The organism is Pseudomonas sp. MLB6B (assembly GCF_054508135.1).
The window spans coordinates 1,696,594-1,713,463 of record NZ_CP199313.1; the positions used below are offsets into that span (position 1 = coordinate 1,696,594).

The following is a 16,870-nucleotide window of genomic DNA, read 5'->3' on the forward strand; positions in this document are numbered from 1 at the left end:
TGCCAGTAATTGGTCAGGCCGCCCTTGGCGGTGCATAGCGCTTGCCTATGGAGTGGATTGTCTAAGGATATTTCCTTACTCTCTGCCACCTCGCTACAGTCTGCCCCACAGCTTTCTGCGGCCCGTGCGGCCCGACATCGCACAGGCCCTTCAATTCCAGCCTGCCCACCCGGCGCCCGACGCCGGCCCTGGCAGATCTACAGGAGTTCGACATGTCCGAAGTTCGTCATTCGCGGGTCATCATTCTGGGTTCCGGCCCTGCCGGCTACAGCGCGGCGGTGTACGCGGCCCGTGCCAACCTCAAGCCGCTGCTGATCACCGGCATGCAGGCCGGCGGCCAGTTGACCACCACCACCGAAGTCGACAACTGGCCGGGCGACCCCCATGGCCTGACCGGCCCGGCACTGATGCAGCGCATGCAGGAGCACGCCGAGCGTTTCGAGACCGAGATCGTCTTCGACCACATCAACGCCGTGGACCTGGCCAGCAAGCCGCACACCCTGACCGGTGACAACGGCACCTACACCTGCGATGCGCTGATCGTCGCCACCGGCGCCAGCGCCCGTTACCTGGGCCTGCCGTCGGAAGAGGCGTTCATGGGCAAGGGCGTGTCGGCCTGCGCCACCTGCGACGGCTTCTTCTACCGCAACAAGCCGGTCGCCGTGGTCGGCGGTGGTAACACCGCCGTGGAAGAGGCGCTGTACCTGGCCAACATCGCCAGCAAGGTCACCTTGATTCACCGCCGCGATACCTTCCGTGCCGAGAAGATCCTGATCGACAAGCTCAACGCCCGCGTGGCCGAAGGCAAGATCGAGCTCAAGCTCAACGCCAACCTCGACGAAGTGCTGGGCGACACTATGGGCGTGACGGGTGCGCGGTTGAAGAACAACGATGGCAGCTTCGACGAAATCACCGTCGACGGCGTCTTCATCGCCATCGGCCACACTCCCAACACCTCGCTGTTCGAGGGCCAGCTGACCCTCAAGGACGGCTACCTGGTGGTCAACGGCGGCCGTGAAGGCAATGCCACCGCCACTAACGTCGAGGGCGTGTTCGCTGCAGGCGACGTGGCCGACCACGTCTACCGCCAGGCGATCACCTCGGCCGGTGCTGGCTGCATGGCGGCGCTGGATGTCGAGCGCTACCTGGACGGCTTGGCCGAAGCCTCGTTCTGATCGCTGTGTAGCAGATGGCCGGAGTACCGGCCGTCTGCTGCTAAAGGCTCAAGCGCATCGACAGGTCGACGGCTTTGACGTCCTTGGTCAGGGCGCCGATCGAGATATAGTCCACGCCGGTCTCGGCGATCACCCGCAACGTCTGTTCGTTCACGCCACCGCTGGCCTCCAGCTTGGCCTTGCCGGCATTCAGGCGCACCGCTTCGCGCATCTCATCCAGGCTCAGTTCGTCGAGCATGACGATATCCGCCCCGGCCTCCAGCGCCTGGCGCAGCTCTTCCAGACTTTCCACTTCGATCTCCACCGGCTTGCCCGGCGCGATGCGCTGTGCGGCCTGCACGGCCTCGGCCACGCCCCCGCAGGCGGCGATGTGGTTTTCCTTGATCAAAAATGCGTCGTACAGGCCGATGCGGTGGTTGTGGCAGCCGCCGCAGGTCACGGCGTACTTCTGCGCCAGACGCAACCCCGGCAAGGTCTTGCGCGTGTCGAGCAGGCGCACGCCCGTGCCTTCGACCAAGCTTGCCAAGGCCTGGGCGCGGGTGGCCACGCCAGACAGCAGTTGCAGGAAATTCAAGGCCGCACGCTCGCCACTGAGCAGCGAACGGGCCGGGCCTTCGAGGTGGAACAGCGCCTGGTCGGCGGCGGCATGTTGGCCGTCGGTCACCTGCCAGTGCACCGCCACGCGTGGGTCGAGCTGGCGAAACACCGCATCGACCCAGGCCGTGCCAGCGACCACGCAGGCCTCACGGGTGATGATGGTGGCTTTGGCCAGGCGTTCGGCGGGGATCAACTGGGCGGTTATGTCACCGTTGCCGATGTCTTCGAGCAGCGCCCGGCGCACGTTGGCTTCGATTTCGGCGGTCAGGTCGGCGAGGCGTAGGTTCGGCATGGTCGGCTCCACAGGCAAAGTGCCGGCGATTATAGGGCAGGGCAGCCGCCTGTACACCCGCCAGACCGAAGTGGCCCGCACCTGCCCGTGCCCTTATACTCGCGCCGCCGCCATTGTGACGCTGCGCACATCTTTCGGCCCAGGAAGCGACCTTTGATCGGTTCGCCGGAGACCGGGGAACATCTGCCGGTCATCAGTATCGAACCCCGCAGCGATCGTCCCGCCATGAATACGATTTCTCTGGCCTCACGCACCTCGTCAAGGATTGACCCTTTCTCATGAACAGCAAGGAGCTCGACATGCGGCACGAAGGCAATGTGATCCCACTGGCCTCGGCCCTCGACCGCCGCACGGCGTCGCTTGCGCCCGGCTTGCCGGTGTTGCTGTTGCGGGTACGTGATCGCGCTGCCGTGCATTTGAGCAAGGACGTGCAGACCCTGTTCGATGCGGCCGAAGAAGTCCTGCTCGAACGGCTCGACAAAATTCGCGACATGGCCGAGCAGCAGCGCGCCCAGCAGATCACGCGCAACGTCCGTCTCAAGCGCAAGCATGTCGAATTCGAGCTGCTCGATGCGTTCCACCAGGCCATCGCAGGATTGGCGCAGGGCACCGGCAAAGCCCTGTTCGACAATGACCTGGTGCGGGTGCCGCAACCCCGTCTGGCGCGCACCGACAATGCCCAGACCTTGGCCATGGTCGCACGAGCGCACGGCCGCGAAGGCGTTGCGCTCGACCAACTGAACGCCCGTTTGGAAGCGTTGCTCGAGAGGCCGCTGACGCTGGCGCGCGGCAATCCGCTGAGCCCGGCCTGCCTGTGCCGGTACTTCGCCCAGGCCTGTGGCGAGCTGCGTGTGGATGAAGCGACTACCGCCGTGCTGTTCGACCTGTTCGACCGGCACGTTCTGGGCCGGCTGGGCACGCTTTACGACGAGGCCAATCAGTTGCTGGCGGGCTCAGGCGTGCTGCCAGCGCTCGCGCCTGCCGCTGCGGCGTACGGCATGCGGCGCCCGCCACGGTCCGGCACGCCGACGCTGACGGCCGGGCAGGGGCAGGCGACCGCTCTGCAAGCGGCAGGCCAAGCGTTCTTCGCTTCCATGCAAGGGTGGCTGGCACCGCTGCGCGGGCAGCTCACCCCACGATTGCGCGCCACCGGCGCCACTGCAGTCACTGCCCAGGACTTGGCCCGCATGCTGTCGCATCTGCAGCGCCACAGTGCGGTTGAAGCCGGCATCGGCGCCTTCGACCTTGGCGAAGAGTTGCAGCGCCTGTTGCTCAAGATCAGCGCGCGCAGCGGCACACGGCGCTGTCTGGGCCAGGCTGAGGAAGACACCATCAACCTGCTGGGGCGCGTGTTCGCCGCTTTCGCGCAGGACCCTGGTTTGCATCCACGCATGCGCGCCTTGCTCGCGCGGCTGCACCTGCCGCTGCTCAAGGTGGCGGTGCTCGACAAAAGCCTGCTGACCCGCGCCAGCCATCCGGCACGGCGCCTGTTCAACGAGTTGGCCAGTACCGCCATCGGCTGCCAAGGCGAGGCCGACAGTCTCTGCCTGCGTCTGGAAAACGTGGTGCAACGCGTGCTCGACGACACCGTCGAGGACAGCTCGGCCTTCAAGAGCCAATTGGACACCTTTCTCGCCGCCAGCCTGGAAGAGCGTCGTCGCAACGATTTGCTCGAACAGCGCGCCCGTGACGCGGAAGAGGGCCACCTGCGCATGCAGCGGGCGCGGCACGATGTCGAAGCTGCGCTCGACCGGCGTCTACGTGGCAAGCGCTTGCCGCTGAGCGTGCTGAGCTTGGTTCAGGACGCCTGGAGCCAGGTGCTGTTGATGGCCTGGCTCAAGCACGGTGTGCAGTCCGCAACCTGGGAGGAGGCACTGCTGACCGTCGAACAGTTGCTCGCAAGTATTGCCCCGCACACCCGTGCCGAAGCGCGCGACCGTCTGTTGGCGGGCCTGCCGGCGCTGCTCAAGGCGTTGCGCGAGGGCCTGGGCAGCATCGCCCTCGATTCGTCGACCAGTCGGGAGTTCTTCTGCGAACTGGAGCGCCTGCATGTGCAGGCCTGCACGCAGGCAGGCGATGAGGCCGCCGTACCTGACCCGAGCTGGATAAAGATCACCGAGCCGATTCGCTTGCCAGGCGCCGAACCGCTTCCGGCATTCAATGAGGCCGACGACGTGCCGCCTTGCGCCTTCAAGATGCTCGAGCGCCTGCGCATCGGCACATGGGTCGAGGTGCGCGAAGCCGACAGCGTACTGCGTTGCCGGCTTCTGGCGCGTGTGGAAGGCAGCGACCGTTACGTGTTCGCCAACCATGAGGGCGTGAAACTGCGCGAATGGCATCGCGTGGCCCTGGCGCGGGCCGTGCACCATGGCGAGGTGCGCTTGCTCAACGGCGGCCGCGCTTTCGACCGCGCCCTGCGCAAAGCGCTCCACCAACTGAGCGCTGGCCAGACGCGCTGACCGCTCGAAAACCCGGCCCTCGTTCATTCACAGGCCGGGTAACGCAGCGCATACTGGGCGCCCCCAGACGCCTCACAGGATCGGCTTCCATGCACCTGGACCCTGCCACTGGCTGGTTCCGCGACGTGACGCACTGCCCGTCGCCCAACTGCAATGCGCGCCCGCTCGGCCAAGCGCCGTCTTTGTTGGTCATCCACAACATCAGCCTGCCGCCGGCGTGCTTCGGCACCGGCAAGGTGCAGGCCTTCTTCCAGAACCGCCTCGACCCGGACGAACACCCTTATTTCCAGGGTATCCAGCACCTGACCGTGTCGGCGCACCTGTTCGTCGAGCGCGATGGGGCCGTGACGCAGTTCGTGTCCTTGCTCGAACGCGCCTGGCATGCCGGGGTGTCGATCTTCGAGGGCCGTGAGGGGTGTAACGATTTTTCCATCGGGATCGAATTGGAAGGGACCGACACGTTGCCCTACACCGATGCCCAGTATCGGGTGCTCGAACGCCTGACCCGACAGATACGCAATGCCTGGCCTTCGATCGACGGCGCGCGCATCTGCGGCCATAGCGACATCGCCCCGCAGCGCAAGACCGATCCAGGCCCGGCTTTCGACTGGCCGCGCTACCGCGCGGCCTTGGCCATTGACGAGGACGACGCATGAGTTTTCTGGTGTTGGTGCTGGTGGTATGGATCGAGAAGTTCTCGGCCCTGCGCCACCGCGTGCAACGCGACGCTTTCTTTCGCGGCGAGCTGGTGCGCCTGGAGCGTAGCGGCAAGTTCCACCCCTGGTTGAGCCTGGCGCTTCTGGTGCTGGCGCCGGTGGCCTTGCTGGTGGGGGTGTTGCACGTGCTGGAGCCGGTGGCCTATGGCCTGCTGGTACTGCCGGTACATCTGCTGGTGCTGCTCTACAGCTTGGGCCGGGGCGATGCCAAGGCGGCGCTCGGCCCGTTGCGCGACGCCTGGCGCCGTGGCGACGAACAGGCCGCGCTGCATGTCGCCGAACGCGATCTGGGCCTGCACGCCGAGGGGGCCGACGATTTGCTCGGGCAGGTACAGCACTATCTGGCGTGGCAGGTCTATCAAGGCTTCTTCGCGGTGATCTTCTGGTATTGCCTACTGGGCCCGGCCGCGGCCTTGGCCTACCGTCTGCTGGCGTTGAGCACCGCACATAGCCGGCATGCCGCGCTGCAGGCGCGCGCCGAGCGGCTGCGCCATCTCATGGACTGGTTGCCGGTGCGGGTGTTGGGCGTGAGTTTCGCCCTGGTCGGCCATTTCGTCGCCGTGGGCCGGGCGATGCTGCCGGAGTTGCTCGACCTGCACCGACGTGCTTCTGCGTTGGTGGCCGATTGGGCACTGGCGGCGATTGACGTGCCCGCGCAGGCTGTGCCCGAGCAGGGTCAGACGCGTCTGAATGGGCTGTGGGAGTTGCTGCTGCGCAGCGCCGCGCTGTGGTACGTCGTCTTCGCGCTGTGGACGATCCTGCGCTAGCGCCAGGCTCGTGCCGGCTTAGTCGGCCCAGCCGAACAACGTGCAGGCATTGGCGGTGGTGGCCTCGGCCAGCCGCTGCGGCTCCATGCCGATGATCTCGGCCAGTGCCTGGGCGATGCTGGGCAGGTGCGCAGGGCTGTTGCGCTGGCCGGGAAACATGGCGGGCGCCATGTCCGGCGCATCGGTCTCCAGCACCAGGCTCTCCAGTGGCAGGCGCGGCAGCACCTTGCGCAGGCGCAACGCCTGCGGCCAGGTGGCCGCACCGCCCAGGCCCAGCAGAAAACCGAGCTTGATGTACTCGCGGGCCTGCTCGTAGCTGCCTGCAAAAGCATGAATGATGCCGCCACGCGGCAGCTTGTAGCGTTTCAGGGTGGCGATGACCTCGGCATGGCTGCGGCGCACGTGCAGCAGCGCCGGCAGTTGGCAATCCTTGGCCAGTTGCAGTTGCGCCTCGAACCAGCCCTGCTGCCGTTGGCGATCCAGTTCGGGCAGGTAGAAATCCAGACCGAATTCGCCGACCGCGCACAGGCGCGGGTCGCCACGCAAGCGGTCGAGCCAGTCGTGCAGCTGTTGCAGGTGCTCGACGCGGTGCGCCTCCAGGTACACCGGGTGCAGACCGAACGCCGCATGCAGGCCGGGGTGGGCACAGACCGTGTCCCACACCCGCTGCCAATTGGCCTGCTCCACCCCCAGCACCACAGAGCGCTCCACCCCGGCCGCCCGGGCCTGGCCGAGCAAGGGCGCGCGGTCGGCGTCGAAGTCGGGGAAATCCAGGTGGGTGTGGGTGTCGATCAGGCGCATGCTCAGGCCAGGTGCAAGCGTTGTTTGAAGGTGCGCGCCACGGCGTGTACGCCAGGCTGGTAGTGCTTGCTTTCGATGGCGGCGACGGCCAGATCCAGGGCGGTGGCGGCGATCAAACCGTGCTGCTGGGCCATGGCGTTGACCGGCAGCGGCAGGAAGTCGAGCAGTTGATTGTCGCCGAAGGTGCCCAATTGCAGGGCACGGGCGCCTGGCGCCTGGCCATGCAGGGCGTCGAACACCCCTTGCAGCAGCACGTAGGAGGTGGTCACCAAGGCGTCGGGCAGGCCGCCCATCTCCTCGATCAGTTGGGTCATCAGGCGCTGGCCGCAAGCGCGGCTGAACGCCTCGCCCTGGTAGCGGCGCACCTCGCCCGAGTGCTGGCCCACGGCGGCGTCGAAGCCCGCCAGACGCGCCTGGCTGACCGACAGCTCCGGGCGTGCGCCGATCAGGGCGATGCGCTGCGGGGCGTCGCGCAACAGGCTTTGGGTCAGCAGCAGGCTGGCGTGGTGGTCGTCGCTGACCACCGAGCAGAACTGCGCCGGGTCCAGGCTGCGGTCGATGCCGATCACCGGCAGGCCCTTGGCTTGCACTTCGCGGTAGCTGTGGTCGTCGGCCGGCAGGCAACTGGCGACGAACAGGGCGTCGCAGCGCCGTGCGCGGAACAGCTGTTGCAGTTGCCGTTCGCTGTCGGGCTGGTCGTCGCTGCTGGCGATCAGCAATTGGTAGCCACGGGCACGGGCGCCGGCTTCCAGCTGCTTGGCGATGCGCGCGTAGCTGGGGTTTTCCAGGTCGGGCAGGATGAAGCCCAGGGTACGGGTGTGACGGCTGCGCAGGCCGGCGGCCTGGGGGTTGGGCATGAAGCCATGGGCCTCGACCACGGCGCGCACGCGCTCCACGGTAGCGCTGCTGATGCGCTGCTGTTCGGCCTTGCCATTGATGACGTAGCTGGCGGTCGTCACTGACACACCGGCCAGACGGGCGATATCGCTGAGTTTCACCGAATGTTCCTTGTTATGACCTGGAAAGGACCGCGTGGTCTGTTGCCATGGTTTTACCCACACCTCCAAGGCTACGCAGACGACCCATGTCGCTATTGTCCGACAAGCTGGGGCTGTTTAGTCGCAAGATTATCGAGTAACGTGGCCGCCGAATCAGATTAAACGTTTCAGCCTCGGAATACTGCCCTCTTTCCTTCCGCGCTGTAACCACGTCGCGATGCAAACGAGCGGTCTGTGACCCATTCTGGTGAGCAGGCGGTGCGCCTGTATCGGTCGCAACCCAACGTCAGCATCCACAACAATACCTCGGGCTCCGAAGCGAGCCGGAAAAGGAGTAGGTCATGCTCGAGCTCGCCAAAGAGCAGATAGCGATGGGCCAGGTAGCGGCCGACAAGGCCCAGGCATTACGCCTTCTGGCAGACCGGCTGGTCGCCGACGGTCTGGTCGCCGAAGGCTACCTTGAAGGGCTGCAAGCCCGCGAGGCACAAGGCTCGACCTTCCTGGGCCAAGGCATCGCCATTCCCCACGGCACCCCACAGACCCGCGACCTGGTGTTCAGCACCGGCGTGCGCCTGTTGCAGTTCCCCGACGGCGTCGACTGGGGCGACGGCCAGCGCGTGTACCTGGCCATCGGCATCGCCGCGCGTTCGGACGAGCACCTGCGTCTGCTGCAACTGCTGACCCGCGCCCTCGGCGAAACCGACCTGGCCGAAGCCCTGCGCCGCGCCAGTTCCGCTGAAGCCCTGCTCAAGCTGCTGCAAGGCGCGCCCAAAGAACTCGCCCTGGACGCGCAACTGGTCAACTTGGGCCTGGCGGCCGACGACTTCGACGAGCTGAGCTGGCGCGGGGCGCGACTGCTGCAAAAGGCCGGTTGTGTCGAGCCCGGCTTCGCCGCGGCCTTGCAACAGGCCGAACCGCTGCCGCTTGGCGAGGGCCTGTGGTGGTTGAACAGCGACCGTCAGGTGCTGCAACCGGGCCTGGCCTTCATCACCCCGCAGCAACCCCTGCGCTACCGCGACCAGCCACTCAATGGCCTGTTCTGCCTGGCGAGCCTGGGTGCCGCACACCAGGCCTTGCTCGAACGGCTGTGCGAAGTGCTCATCGAAGGCCGCGGCCAGAGCCTCTACCAAGCCACCGACAGCCGCACCGTGCTGCAAGTGCTGGGCGGCGAAGTGCTGCCCGACTGGCCCAGCGTGCGCATCGTGCTGGCCAATGCCCACGGTCTGCACGCGCGCCCGGCCAAGGTGCTGGCGCAATTGGCGAAAAGCTTCGACGGCGACATCCGCCTGCGCGTGGTGGACACCGGCGAAGCCGCCGTGTCGGCCAAGAGCCTGAGCCGGCTGCTCAGCCTCGGTGCCCGTCGTGGCCAGACACTGGAGCTGCTGGCCGAGCCGCAGATCGCAGGCGATGCCTTGCCGGCCCTGCTCGACGCCATCACCCAAGGCCTGGGCGAAACCGTCGAGCCGCTCGACCAGGCCCCCGCCGCACAGCCGCCAGCCGTAGTTGCCCCGGCTGCGGCGCCCGCACAGGCGCCCCAGCCCGGCAGCCAGATCCAAGGCGTGGCCGCTTCGCCGGGCATCGCCACCGGGCCTGCCCACGTCTGCGTGGAACGTGCCCTCGATTACCCACTGCGCGGCGTCTCGCCCGCGCACGAGCGCCAACGCCTGGGTGAAGCCCAGGCAGTGGTCGATGCCGAGTTGCAGGCACTGATCGCGCGCAGCGAAGCGACCATCGGCGACATCTTCATCACCCACCAGGAAATGCTCGCCGACCCGGCGTTGGGCGAAGAGGTCGAGCTGCGCCTGGGGCAGGGCGAAAGCGCCGAAGCGGCCTGGATGGCGGTGATCGATGCGGCCGCGCGCCAGCAGGAAGCGCTGCACGATGCCTTGCTCGCCGAACGGGCCGCCGATTTGCGCGACGTTGGCCGGCGTGTGCTGGGCCAACTGTGCGGCGTGCAGGATGCGCGTGAGCCGCAGCAGCCCTACGTGCTGGTGATGGCCGAAGTCGGCCCGTCCGACGTCGCCCGTCTGGACCCGGCGCGCGTGGCCGGCATCGTCACCGCCTATGGCGGTGCGACCGCACACAGCGCCATCGTCGCCCGTGCCCTGGGCATCCCGGCGGTGGTGGGCGCAGGCGCGTCGATCCTGCTGCTCGAATCGGGCACGCCGCTGCTGCTCGACGGCCAACGTGGCCGCGTCAGTGTGGCGCCGCCCGAAACCGAAGTGCAGCGCGCCCTGGCCGAACGCGACCAGCGCGAGCAACGTTTGCAGGCAGCCTGGGCCGAGCGCCATCGCCCGGCCGTGACCCGTGACGGCCACGCCATGGAAGTGTTCGCCAACATCGGCGAGAGCGCCGGCATCGACAAGGTGCTGGAGCAGGGCGCCGAAGGCATCGGCCTGCTGCGCACCGAACTGGTGTTCATGGGCCATTCCCAGGCGCCGGACGTGGCCACCCAGGAGGCCGAGTACCGCCGTGTGCTCGATGGCCTGGGCGGGCGCCCGCTGGTGGTGCGCACGCTGGACGTGGGCGGCGACAAGCCGTTGCCCTACTGGCCGATCGAAGCGGAAGAAAACCCCTTCCTCGGTGTGCGCGGCGTGCGCCTGACCCTGCAACGTCCGCAGATCATGGAAGACCAGTTGCGCGCCTTGTTGCGTGCTGCCGACAACCGCCCCTTGCGGATCATGTTCCCCATGGTCGGGCAGATGCACGAATGGCGTGAAGCCAAGGCCATGGTCGAGCGCCTGCGCGTGGAGATTCCGGTGGCCGACCTGCAGGTCGGCATCATGGTCGAGGTGCCCTCGGCGGCGCTGCTGGCGCCGCAACTGGCCCGCGAGGTGGACTTCTTCAGCGTCGGCACCAACGACCTGACCCAGTACGCCCTGGCCATCGACCGCGGCCACCCGAGCCTGTCGGCCCAGGCCGACGGTCTGCACCCGGCGGTGCTGCAACTGATCGACATGACCGTGCGTGCCGCCCATGCCCATGGCAAATGGGTCGGCGTCTGCGGCGAGCTGGCTGCCGACGCCCAGGCCGTGGCGATCCTGCTGGGCCTGGAGGTGGACGAACTGAGCGTGGCCGCACGCAGCATCGCCGAGGTCAAGGCGTTGGTGCGCGAGACCGATTTCCAGGCGGCGCGCGCATTGGCGCAGGCCGCCTTGCAACAAGGCAGCGCCGCCTCCGTGCGCGCGCTGGTGGAGCGTAGCTGATGGCCAAGATCCTCACCCTGACCCTCAACCCGGCGCTGGACCTCACCGTCAGCCTCGAGCGCCTGCGCCCGGGCGCGGTCAACCGCGCCCACAGCCAGCACAGCCATGCCGCCGGCAAGGGCCTGAACGTGGCGCAGGTGCTGGCCGATCTGGGCCACGACCTCACCGTCGGCGGCTTCCTCGGGCGCGACAACCTGCAGCCGTTCGAAGCGCTGATCGAGCGCCGCGGCTTCGGCGACTGCTTCGTGCGCGTCGATGGCGAGACCCGCAGCAACCTCAAGCTGGTCGAGGCCGACGGCCAGGTGACCGACATCAACGGTCAAGGCCCGCAAGTGGACGATGCCGCGCAGGCGGCCTTGTTGCACCATCTGCACAAGATCGCCCCCGACTTCGACGCCATAGTGGTCGCCGGCAGCCTGCCGCGCGGCATCGACCTGGCCTGGTTCGAGCGCCTGCTGCGCCAGCTGGTCGGTCAAGGGCTCAAGGTCGTGCTCGACACCAGCGGCGAAGCCCTCCGTGTGGGCCTGGGCTGCTCGCCCTGGCTGGTCAAGCCCAACGTCGAGGAACTGGGCGACGTACTCGGCCAGGCGTTGCCCGACCGCGCAGCGCAACGGGTTGCCGCTGAGCGGCTGCTGGATGCAGGCGTGGAGCACGTGGTGCTGTCCAATGGCGAGCACGGTCTGAGCTGGTTCAGCGCCGCGCGCACGCTGCATGCGCTGCCGCCGCCGGTGAAGGTGGCCAGTACCGTAGGCGCCGGCGATTCGCTGGTGGCCGGGATGCTGCATGGCCTGTTGCAGGGCGAAGCCCCCGAGCAGAGCCTGCGCCGGGCCACGGCCATCGCCGCCCAGGCCGTGACTCAGGTCGGCTTCGGCATCGACGACCACGCGCAACTGGCCCGCCTGGAAGCGGCCGTGCGGATACAAGAACAACAGGAGAGTGGCCAATGAACCTTGCCATCGTCACCGCCTGCCCGAACGGGCAGGTGTCCAGCGTGCTCAGCGCACGCCTGCTCACCGCCGAGGCGCAGCGCCGCGGCTGGAGCACCAGCGTCGAGGTGGCCGACGCCGAACACCCCGAACAGCGCCTGAGCGCCGAGCAGATCGCCGCCGCCGACTGGGTGCTGGTGATCGCCACCGGCCCCCTGGACCTGTCGCGCTTCGTCGGCAAGCGCGTGTTCCAGAGCACGCCCGCGCAAGCCCTGGCCGACCGCGAACGATTCCTCGACGAGGCCGCCGCCAGTGCCCAGGTGCTGACGGCCTCCGACATCGCCGAGCCTGCCGCGAACGTCAGCGCCTCGGCTGCCGCCCAGCCGCGGCTGGTCGCCGTCACCGCCTGCCCGACGGGCGTGGCGCACACCTTCATGGCCGCCGAAGCCTTGCAACAGGCGGCAGCGCAGAAGGGCTGGCAACTGACCGTGGAAACCCAGGGCTCGGTGGGCGCACGCAACCCCTTGTCGACCGAGGCCATCGCCGACGCCGACGTGGTGCTGTTGGCTGCCGACATCGAGGTGCCCACCGCGCGCTTCGCCGGCAAGCGCATCTACCGCTGCGGCACGGGCATCGCCCTCAAGCAGGCGGCCGCGACGTTGGACAAGGCACTGGCCGAGGGCAAGGTCGAGAGCGCAGGCGATGCCGGCGCCGCACCAGCCAAAGCGGAGAAGGCCGGGGTCTACAAGCACCTGCTGACCGGGGTGTCGTTCATGCTGCCGATGGTGGTGGCCGGTGGCCTGTTGATCGCGCTGTCGTTCGTGTTCGGCATCAATGCCCATGAAGTGCCGGGCAGCTTGCCGGCCGCGCTGATGCAGATCGGTGGCGAGGCGGCGTTCAAGCTGATGGTGCCGCTGCTGGCGGGCTACATCGCCTGGTCCATCGCCGACCGCCCGGGCCTGGCGCCCGGCATGATCGGTGGCCTGTTGGCCAGCACCCTGGGCGCGGGTTTCATCGGCGGCATCGCCGCGGGCTTTCTCGCCGGCTACAGCGCCAAGGCCATCGCCCGCTGGGTACGCTTGCCCAGCAGCCTGGAAGCGCTCAAGCCGATCCTGATCATTCCGCTGCTGGCCAGCCTGTTCACGGGCTTGGTGATGATCTACGTGGTCGGCCAGCCAGTGGCGGCGATGCTCGCGGGCTTGACCCACTTCCTCGACAGCATGGGCACCACCAATGCCATCCTCCTAGGGGTGTTGCTGGGCGGGATGATGTGCGTCGACCTTGGCGGGCCGATCAACAAGGCGTCCTACGCCTTCTCGGTCGGCCTGCTGGCCTCGTCGAGCTATGCGCCCATGGCGGCGACCATGGCTGCCGGCATGGTGCCGCCGATCGGTCTTGGCATCGCCACCTTCATCGCCCGGCGCAAGTTCGCCCAGAGCGAGCGTGAGGCCGGCAAGGCAGCTTTCGTACTGGGGTTGTGCTTCATTTCCGAAGGTGCGATTCCTTTCGCCGCCAAGGACCCCCTGCGGGTGATCCCGGCCAGCATCGCCGGTGGTGCGCTGACCGGCGCGCTGTCGATGTACTTCGGTTGCAAGCTGATGGCGCCCCATGGCGGGCTGTTCGTGATGCTCATTCCCAATGCGATCAACCACGCGGCGCTGTACCTGCTGGCAATCGTGGCGGGCAGCCTGGTCACGGCAGTGGTATACGCCCTGATCAAGCGTGGCGAGCCGGTGGAGTTGGCGGTGGCGGCCCCGCCGCGTTGAATGCGGTGCCCGCAGCTGGCGGGCGTTGGCAAGGTTGACCGACAGGGGCGCTTAGGCGCCCCTGTCGCGTTTCAGCGGCGGGGTGGAGCCGTGCGCAATGGCTTGAGCAGATCGATCAGGCCGTTGTGGTCGATCTCGTGCATCAAGGCCAACAGGCCCCCCAGCTCGCCGGGTGGAAAGCCTTTGCGGGCGAACCAGGCCAGGTAGTCGCCCGGCAGGTCGGCGAGCAGGCGGCCTTGATACTTGCCGAACGGCATGCTGCGGGTCACCAGCAGCTTAAGGGTGTCAGGGTTCATGCGGGCCACCGGATACGAATGAGTCGCGACCCTACTGCAAACTGCACGACCGGCCAAGGCCAATCATGCAGAACGCGACGCATGGCGTTCTGCCCTTATCTCCTAAGTAATTGATTTATAGGTAATTATTTTTTCGTCAAACCTGGCACGAAGGCTGCTCCTATCTATTCACTAACCATCAAGGAGTTTGAGTCATGAGCGATACCAACAAAGATGTGATCGATGTCCTCAACGACCTGATCGAGTACAGCAAGGACGGCGAGAAAGGCTTCAGAAAGTCGGCTGAAGACGTCAAAAGCCTCCGTTTGAAAGAATTCCTCACCGCCCGTGCCGCAGGCTGCGCACAAGCTGTGACCGAGCTGCAAGCCGAAGTCAGCCATCTGGGCGGCAAGCCAGAAGACTCCACAAGCTTCACCGGCGACCTGCACCGCGCCTGGATCGACTTGAAGACCACGTTCACCAGCCACGATGACGAAGCTGTGCTGAACGAAACCGAGCGTGGCCAGGATTACGCGCTGAAAGCCTACCGTGAAGCCCGCGAGAAGCTGACCAAACTCAACGTCCAAGCCGCTGCCAACAGCCTGGTGCTGGTCGAGAAGCAGCTGCAAGGCGTGCAGCAGAACCATGACGAAGTGAAAGCGCTGCGCGACCAAGTCCGCGCCCAGTCCTAAGACTGCGCTTCCTCTACCCGGTTGCGGCCATAGGCCTTGGCCCGGTAGAGCGCCTCGTCAGCCAAACCCAGTACGGTCGAAAGGTCGCACTGGGTTTTTGGTGTGTGCACGGCAATGCCGATGCTGACGGTGATCGCCACGCTGCCGTCACCGAATGCCGGCAGCTCTTCGACCGAGGCTCTGATCCGTTCGGCGATCAGCCAAGCGCCTGACGCGTCCGTTTCCGGCAGCACCAGCTGGAACTCTTCGCCACCGTAGCGCGCCGCCAGGTCGGCCGGGCGCCGGATGCACCGGCGCAGCGCCAGCGCCACTTCGCGCAGCGCATGGTCGCCGCCGGCATGGCCATGGCGCTGGTTGAACGCCTTGAAGTGGTCGATATCCACCATCAATACCGCCAGTGGCTTGCCGCTGCGCTGGGCGCGCGACCATTCCAGCTTGAGCACTTCGTCGAGACGACGACGGTTGGGTAGACCGGTGAGGCTGTCGGTCGCCGCCAGTTCGGCGAGGCTATGTTCGGCGCGCTGGCGGCGGCGCAGCTCTCTACCGAGCAAGACGCTCAGCCAGAGAATGCCCACGCACAACACGCCGGTCGCAGCGCCTACCAACCGGGCTGTGCGTCGCCAGGAGTGCAACACGTCGTCGGCCGAGTGCACCACCAGCACGATCAGCGGCAGGTTCGCCACTTTGGCGAAGGTGTAGATGCGCTGGGCGCCGCCACGGGCTTGCGAAGCGGCGGTGAAACTACCGTTCTGCTCGGCCAGAATGCGTTGGAAGTTGACCCGTTGCAGGTAGTTGCCACCCACTTGCGGGTCGGTATCGCGCACCGGTTGGCGCGCCAGTAGTTGGCCGTCGGTGCTAAGCAGGTTGACGCTGCTTTCCTTGCCGATGTCCAGGCGTTGGAACAATGCGTCGAAATAAGCCAGCGGCAGGGCGCCCAGTGCGACCCCCATGAAAGCGCCGCTCGCAGACGAAATGCGCCGACTGAAATTGAGGCACCAGCCCTGCTCGTCGAGCTGCCGCCGCGACGGTGGCGTGAGCATGAGGCCCAGGCCCGGCTGCGCGCGGTGCGCCTGGAAGGCGGCGGTGTTGGCGAAGTCGGCCAGCAGGGGGACTTTGCCGGACGATCGCCCCCGCACCTTGCCCTGAGCGTCCAGCCACAACAGCTCGCCTTGCCCTGGCGTGGTGACGGCCTGACGGAACAGGATCTGCTGGCGCAGTTCGGGCGCCAGGCTCGACAGTTGCGGGTGCAGCACGCCCCACATCATTCCGCGCAGGGATTGGTCGTACAGCTCGGCGTTGCGCAGCACATCGTTTTCGATCAACTGCACGATGTTGTTCGACGCCTGCACGGCTGACCGCTCGACACTGTCACGTTCGCGCAGCAGCAGATAGCCGACGATCGAGACGATGGCGAACACGGCCAGAAAACTGCCCAGGGTCAGGGCCTGTACGGGGCGGGATCTGAACAGCGCGAGCAGTGGCGCAGGCGTGGGCACGTCGAGCTCCCTGAGCAAGAACGTCATGAACGGGGGGCGACATTCTAGGCAGCAGACCCATCCGCCTCAAGTCATGTACCCATGGCCTGTGTTGGCCGAGCGGGCTTTGCCGGGTCAGGCGGTCTGCGCTTGCCACGGCTCCACGTTGGGCAGGCGAACGGCTGGATGCTGTCGGCGTGCCATATGTGGACGCCCTGAGGCGAGGGGCAAGCGCACGCGGAGCGGTCCAGCACGGCTAAGCCGGGGGGGGGCGGCTTGCCGCGCTTTTGCGAGGAACTATTGCGAAGGGTGTAACAGGCCACGCAGATTGCGCTGCGCGATCAGCTGTCGGCGCGGTCGCTGCTCAGCGCTTTGGCCGCTGTCCGTTCGCTGCTGTCACCGTCGTCGCCCTGTTGCGCGAACTGCGCTTGGGCCTGCTCGGCCAGCGCCTGGTTACGCGCCGCAAAAGCGGGGGATTCTTCGGCCCGCGCCAAAGGCGACAGCACCAATGCCGACAGGATGAACGCGCTGGCAATACCCATGCTATTGGACATTTCGAACTACCTTCTTGCTGAGCAAGTGCTATGTGGATGGTGTTACGGTAGTCCTGGCGCGAAGCAGGAAAAAGCGTCAGGTGCAATAAGCACTTTTACCAATTGAGTAAGAATTGGGCGTTGGCATGTGTTCGGGAAAGCTGTCGGACTGGTCAGAACCTGCATGCCAGA

General features: G+C 66.7%; 14 protein-coding genes. 8 read left to right on the forward strand and 6 right to left on the reverse strand.

Going from position 1 to position 16,870, the window contains the following annotated elements; all coding sequences use genetic code 11:
- The first annotated feature begins 212 nt into the window (after window positions 1–212).
- The gene (trxB, locus tag ACSMEV_RS07375) at window positions 213–1,175 is read left to right on the forward strand and encodes a thioredoxin-disulfide reductase (protein ID WP_459207837.1); all 963 of its coding nucleotides are present in this window, start codon (window positions 213–215) and stop codon (window positions 1,173–1,175) included.
- A gap of 40 nt (window positions 1,176–1,215) precedes the next feature.
- Here the strand turns inward: trxB and nadC are convergent, their stop codons facing one another.
- Complete coding sequence (gene nadC, locus ACSMEV_RS07380) at window positions 1,216–2,064, reverse strand: carboxylating nicotinate-nucleotide diphosphorylase (RefSeq protein ID WP_459207838.1); 849 nt, start codon at window positions 2,062–2,064, stop codon at window positions 1,216–1,218.
- A 278-nt stretch (window positions 2,065–2,342) separates the two neighbouring features.
- Here nadC and ACSMEV_RS07385 point away from each other — a divergent pair, with 278 nt between their 5' ends.
- The 3 genes from ACSMEV_RS07385 (at window position 2,343) to ampE (ending at window position 6,006) form a co-directional block, all read left to right on the forward strand.
- Window positions 2,343–4,523: a DUF1631 family protein gene (locus tag ACSMEV_RS07385; protein ID WP_459207839.1), complete on the forward strand. Its 2,181-nt coding sequence runs from the start codon at window positions 2,343–2,345 to the stop codon at window positions 4,521–4,523.
- 89 nt (window positions 4,524–4,612) lie between these two features.
- On the forward strand, window positions 4,613–5,179 hold the full coding sequence (gene ampD / locus ACSMEV_RS07390; RefSeq protein WP_459207840.1) for a 1,6-anhydro-N-acetylmuramyl-L-alanine amidase AmpD: 567 nt from the start codon (window positions 4,613–4,615) through the stop codon (window positions 5,177–5,179).
- The gene (gene ampE, locus ACSMEV_RS07395; protein ID WP_459207841.1) at window positions 5,176–6,006 is read left to right on the forward strand and encodes a regulatory signaling modulator protein AmpE; all 831 of its coding nucleotides are present in this window, start codon (window positions 5,176–5,178) and stop codon (window positions 6,004–6,006) included. The genes ampD and ampE overlap by 4 nt, the downstream gene beginning before the upstream one ends.
- A gap of 18 nt (window positions 6,007–6,024) precedes the next feature.
- Here ampE and ACSMEV_RS07400 read toward each other — a convergent pair whose 3' ends face one another.
- Entirely contained in the window at window positions 6,025–6,807 is a 783-nt protein-coding gene (locus ACSMEV_RS07400) for a TatD family hydrolase (protein ID WP_459207842.1), read from the reverse strand.
- A gap of 2 nt (window positions 6,808–6,809) precedes the next feature.
- Window positions 6,810–7,805, reverse strand: coding sequence for a catabolite repressor/activator (cra, locus tag ACSMEV_RS07405; RefSeq protein ID WP_459207843.1), 996 nt, complete (start codon window positions 7,803–7,805; stop codon window positions 6,810–6,812).
- Between the two features lie 341 nt (window positions 7,806–8,146).
- On the opposite strand from cra, the gene ptsP reads away from it, so the two are divergent.
- Genes ptsP through ACSMEV_RS07420 form a run of 3 tightly spaced genes read left to right on the forward strand, consistent with a single transcriptional unit; the run spans window position 8,147 to window position 13,703 of the window.
- Window positions 8,147–11,011, forward strand: coding sequence for a phosphoenolpyruvate--protein phosphotransferase (gene ptsP / locus ACSMEV_RS07410; RefSeq protein WP_459207844.1), 2,865 nt, complete (start codon window positions 8,147–8,149; stop codon window positions 11,009–11,011).
- A complete protein-coding gene (pfkB, locus tag ACSMEV_RS07415; protein ID WP_459207845.1) occupies window positions 11,011–11,958 on the forward strand; it encodes a 1-phosphofructokinase in 948 nt (315 codons plus the stop codon). The genes ptsP and pfkB overlap by 1 nt, the downstream gene beginning before the upstream one ends.
- A complete protein-coding gene (locus ACSMEV_RS07420; RefSeq protein ID WP_459207846.1) occupies window positions 11,955–13,703 on the forward strand; it encodes a PTS fructose-like transporter subunit IIB in 1,749 nt (582 codons plus the stop codon). The genes pfkB and ACSMEV_RS07420 overlap by 4 nt, the downstream gene beginning before the upstream one ends.
- Window positions 13,704–13,774: 71 nt before the next feature.
- Here the strand turns inward: ACSMEV_RS07420 and ACSMEV_RS07425 are convergent, their stop codons facing one another.
- Window positions 13,775–13,999, reverse strand: a complete 225-nt coding sequence (locus ACSMEV_RS07425) for a DUF3820 family protein (RefSeq protein ID WP_314493759.1) — start codon at window positions 13,997–13,999, stop codon at window positions 13,775–13,777.
- A 194-nt stretch (window positions 14,000–14,193) separates the two neighbouring features.
- Here ACSMEV_RS07425 and ACSMEV_RS07430 point away from each other — a divergent pair, with 194 nt between their 5' ends.
- Window positions 14,194–14,670 carry a ferritin-like domain-containing protein gene (locus ACSMEV_RS07430; RefSeq protein ID WP_459207847.1) on the forward strand — a complete coding sequence of 159 codons (477 nt, stop codon included), beginning with the start codon at window positions 14,194–14,196 and terminating at the stop codon, window positions 14,668–14,670.
- On the opposite strand, the gene ACSMEV_RS07435 is transcribed toward ACSMEV_RS07430, so the two are convergent.
- A complete protein-coding gene (locus tag ACSMEV_RS07435; RefSeq protein ID WP_459208304.1) occupies window positions 14,667–16,166 on the reverse strand; it encodes a GGDEF domain-containing protein in 1,500 nt (499 codons plus the stop codon). The two genes, ACSMEV_RS07430 and ACSMEV_RS07435, sit on opposite strands and share 4 nt — an antisense overlap.
- A 320-nt stretch (window positions 16,167–16,486) precedes the next feature.
- Window positions 16,487–16,699, reverse strand: a complete 213-nt coding sequence (locus tag ACSMEV_RS07440; RefSeq protein WP_459207848.1) for a hypothetical protein — start codon at window positions 16,697–16,699, stop codon at window positions 16,487–16,489.
- Window positions 16,700–16,870 lie beyond the last annotated feature (171 nt).

Excerpts from the sequence above, each read along its gene's own strand:
- trxB (WP_459207837.1), top strand. The coding sequence starts at position 213 with ATGTCCGAAGTTCGTCATTCGCGGGTCATCATTCTGGGTTCCGGCCCT.
- nadC (WP_459207838.1), bottom strand. The coding sequence starts at position 2,064 with ATGCCGAACCTACGCCTCGCCGACCTGACCGCCGAAATCGAAGCCAAC.
- ACSMEV_RS07385 (WP_459207839.1), top strand. The coding sequence starts at position 2,343 with ATGAACAGCAAGGAGCTCGACATGCGGCACGAAGGCAATGTGATCCCA.
- ampD (WP_459207840.1), top strand. The coding sequence starts at position 4,613 with ATGCACCTGGACCCTGCCACTGGCTGGTTCCGCGACGTGACGCACTGC.
- ampE (WP_459207841.1), top strand. The coding sequence starts at position 5,176 with ATGAGTTTTCTGGTGTTGGTGCTGGTGGTATGGATCGAGAAGTTCTCG.
- ACSMEV_RS07400 (WP_459207842.1), bottom strand. The coding sequence starts at position 6,807 with ATGCGCCTGATCGACACCCACACCCACCTGGATTTCCCCGACTTCGAC.
- ptsP (WP_459207844.1), top strand. The coding sequence starts at position 8,147 with ATGCTCGAGCTCGCCAAAGAGCAGATAGCGATGGGCCAGGTAGCGGCC.
- pfkB (WP_459207845.1), top strand. The coding sequence starts at position 11,011 with ATGGCCAAGATCCTCACCCTGACCCTCAACCCGGCGCTGGACCTCACC.
- ACSMEV_RS07420 (WP_459207846.1), top strand. The coding sequence starts at position 11,955 with ATGAACCTTGCCATCGTCACCGCCTGCCCGAACGGGCAGGTGTCCAGC.
- ACSMEV_RS07425 (WP_314493759.1), bottom strand. The coding sequence starts at position 13,999 with ATGAACCCTGACACCCTTAAGCTGCTGGTGACCCGCAGCATGCCGTTC.
- ACSMEV_RS07430 (WP_459207847.1), top strand. The coding sequence starts at position 14,194 with ATGAGCGATACCAACAAAGATGTGATCGATGTCCTCAACGACCTGATC.
- ACSMEV_RS07440 (WP_459207848.1), bottom strand. The coding sequence starts at position 16,699 with ATGTCCAATAGCATGGGTATTGCCAGCGCGTTCATCCTGTCGGCATTG.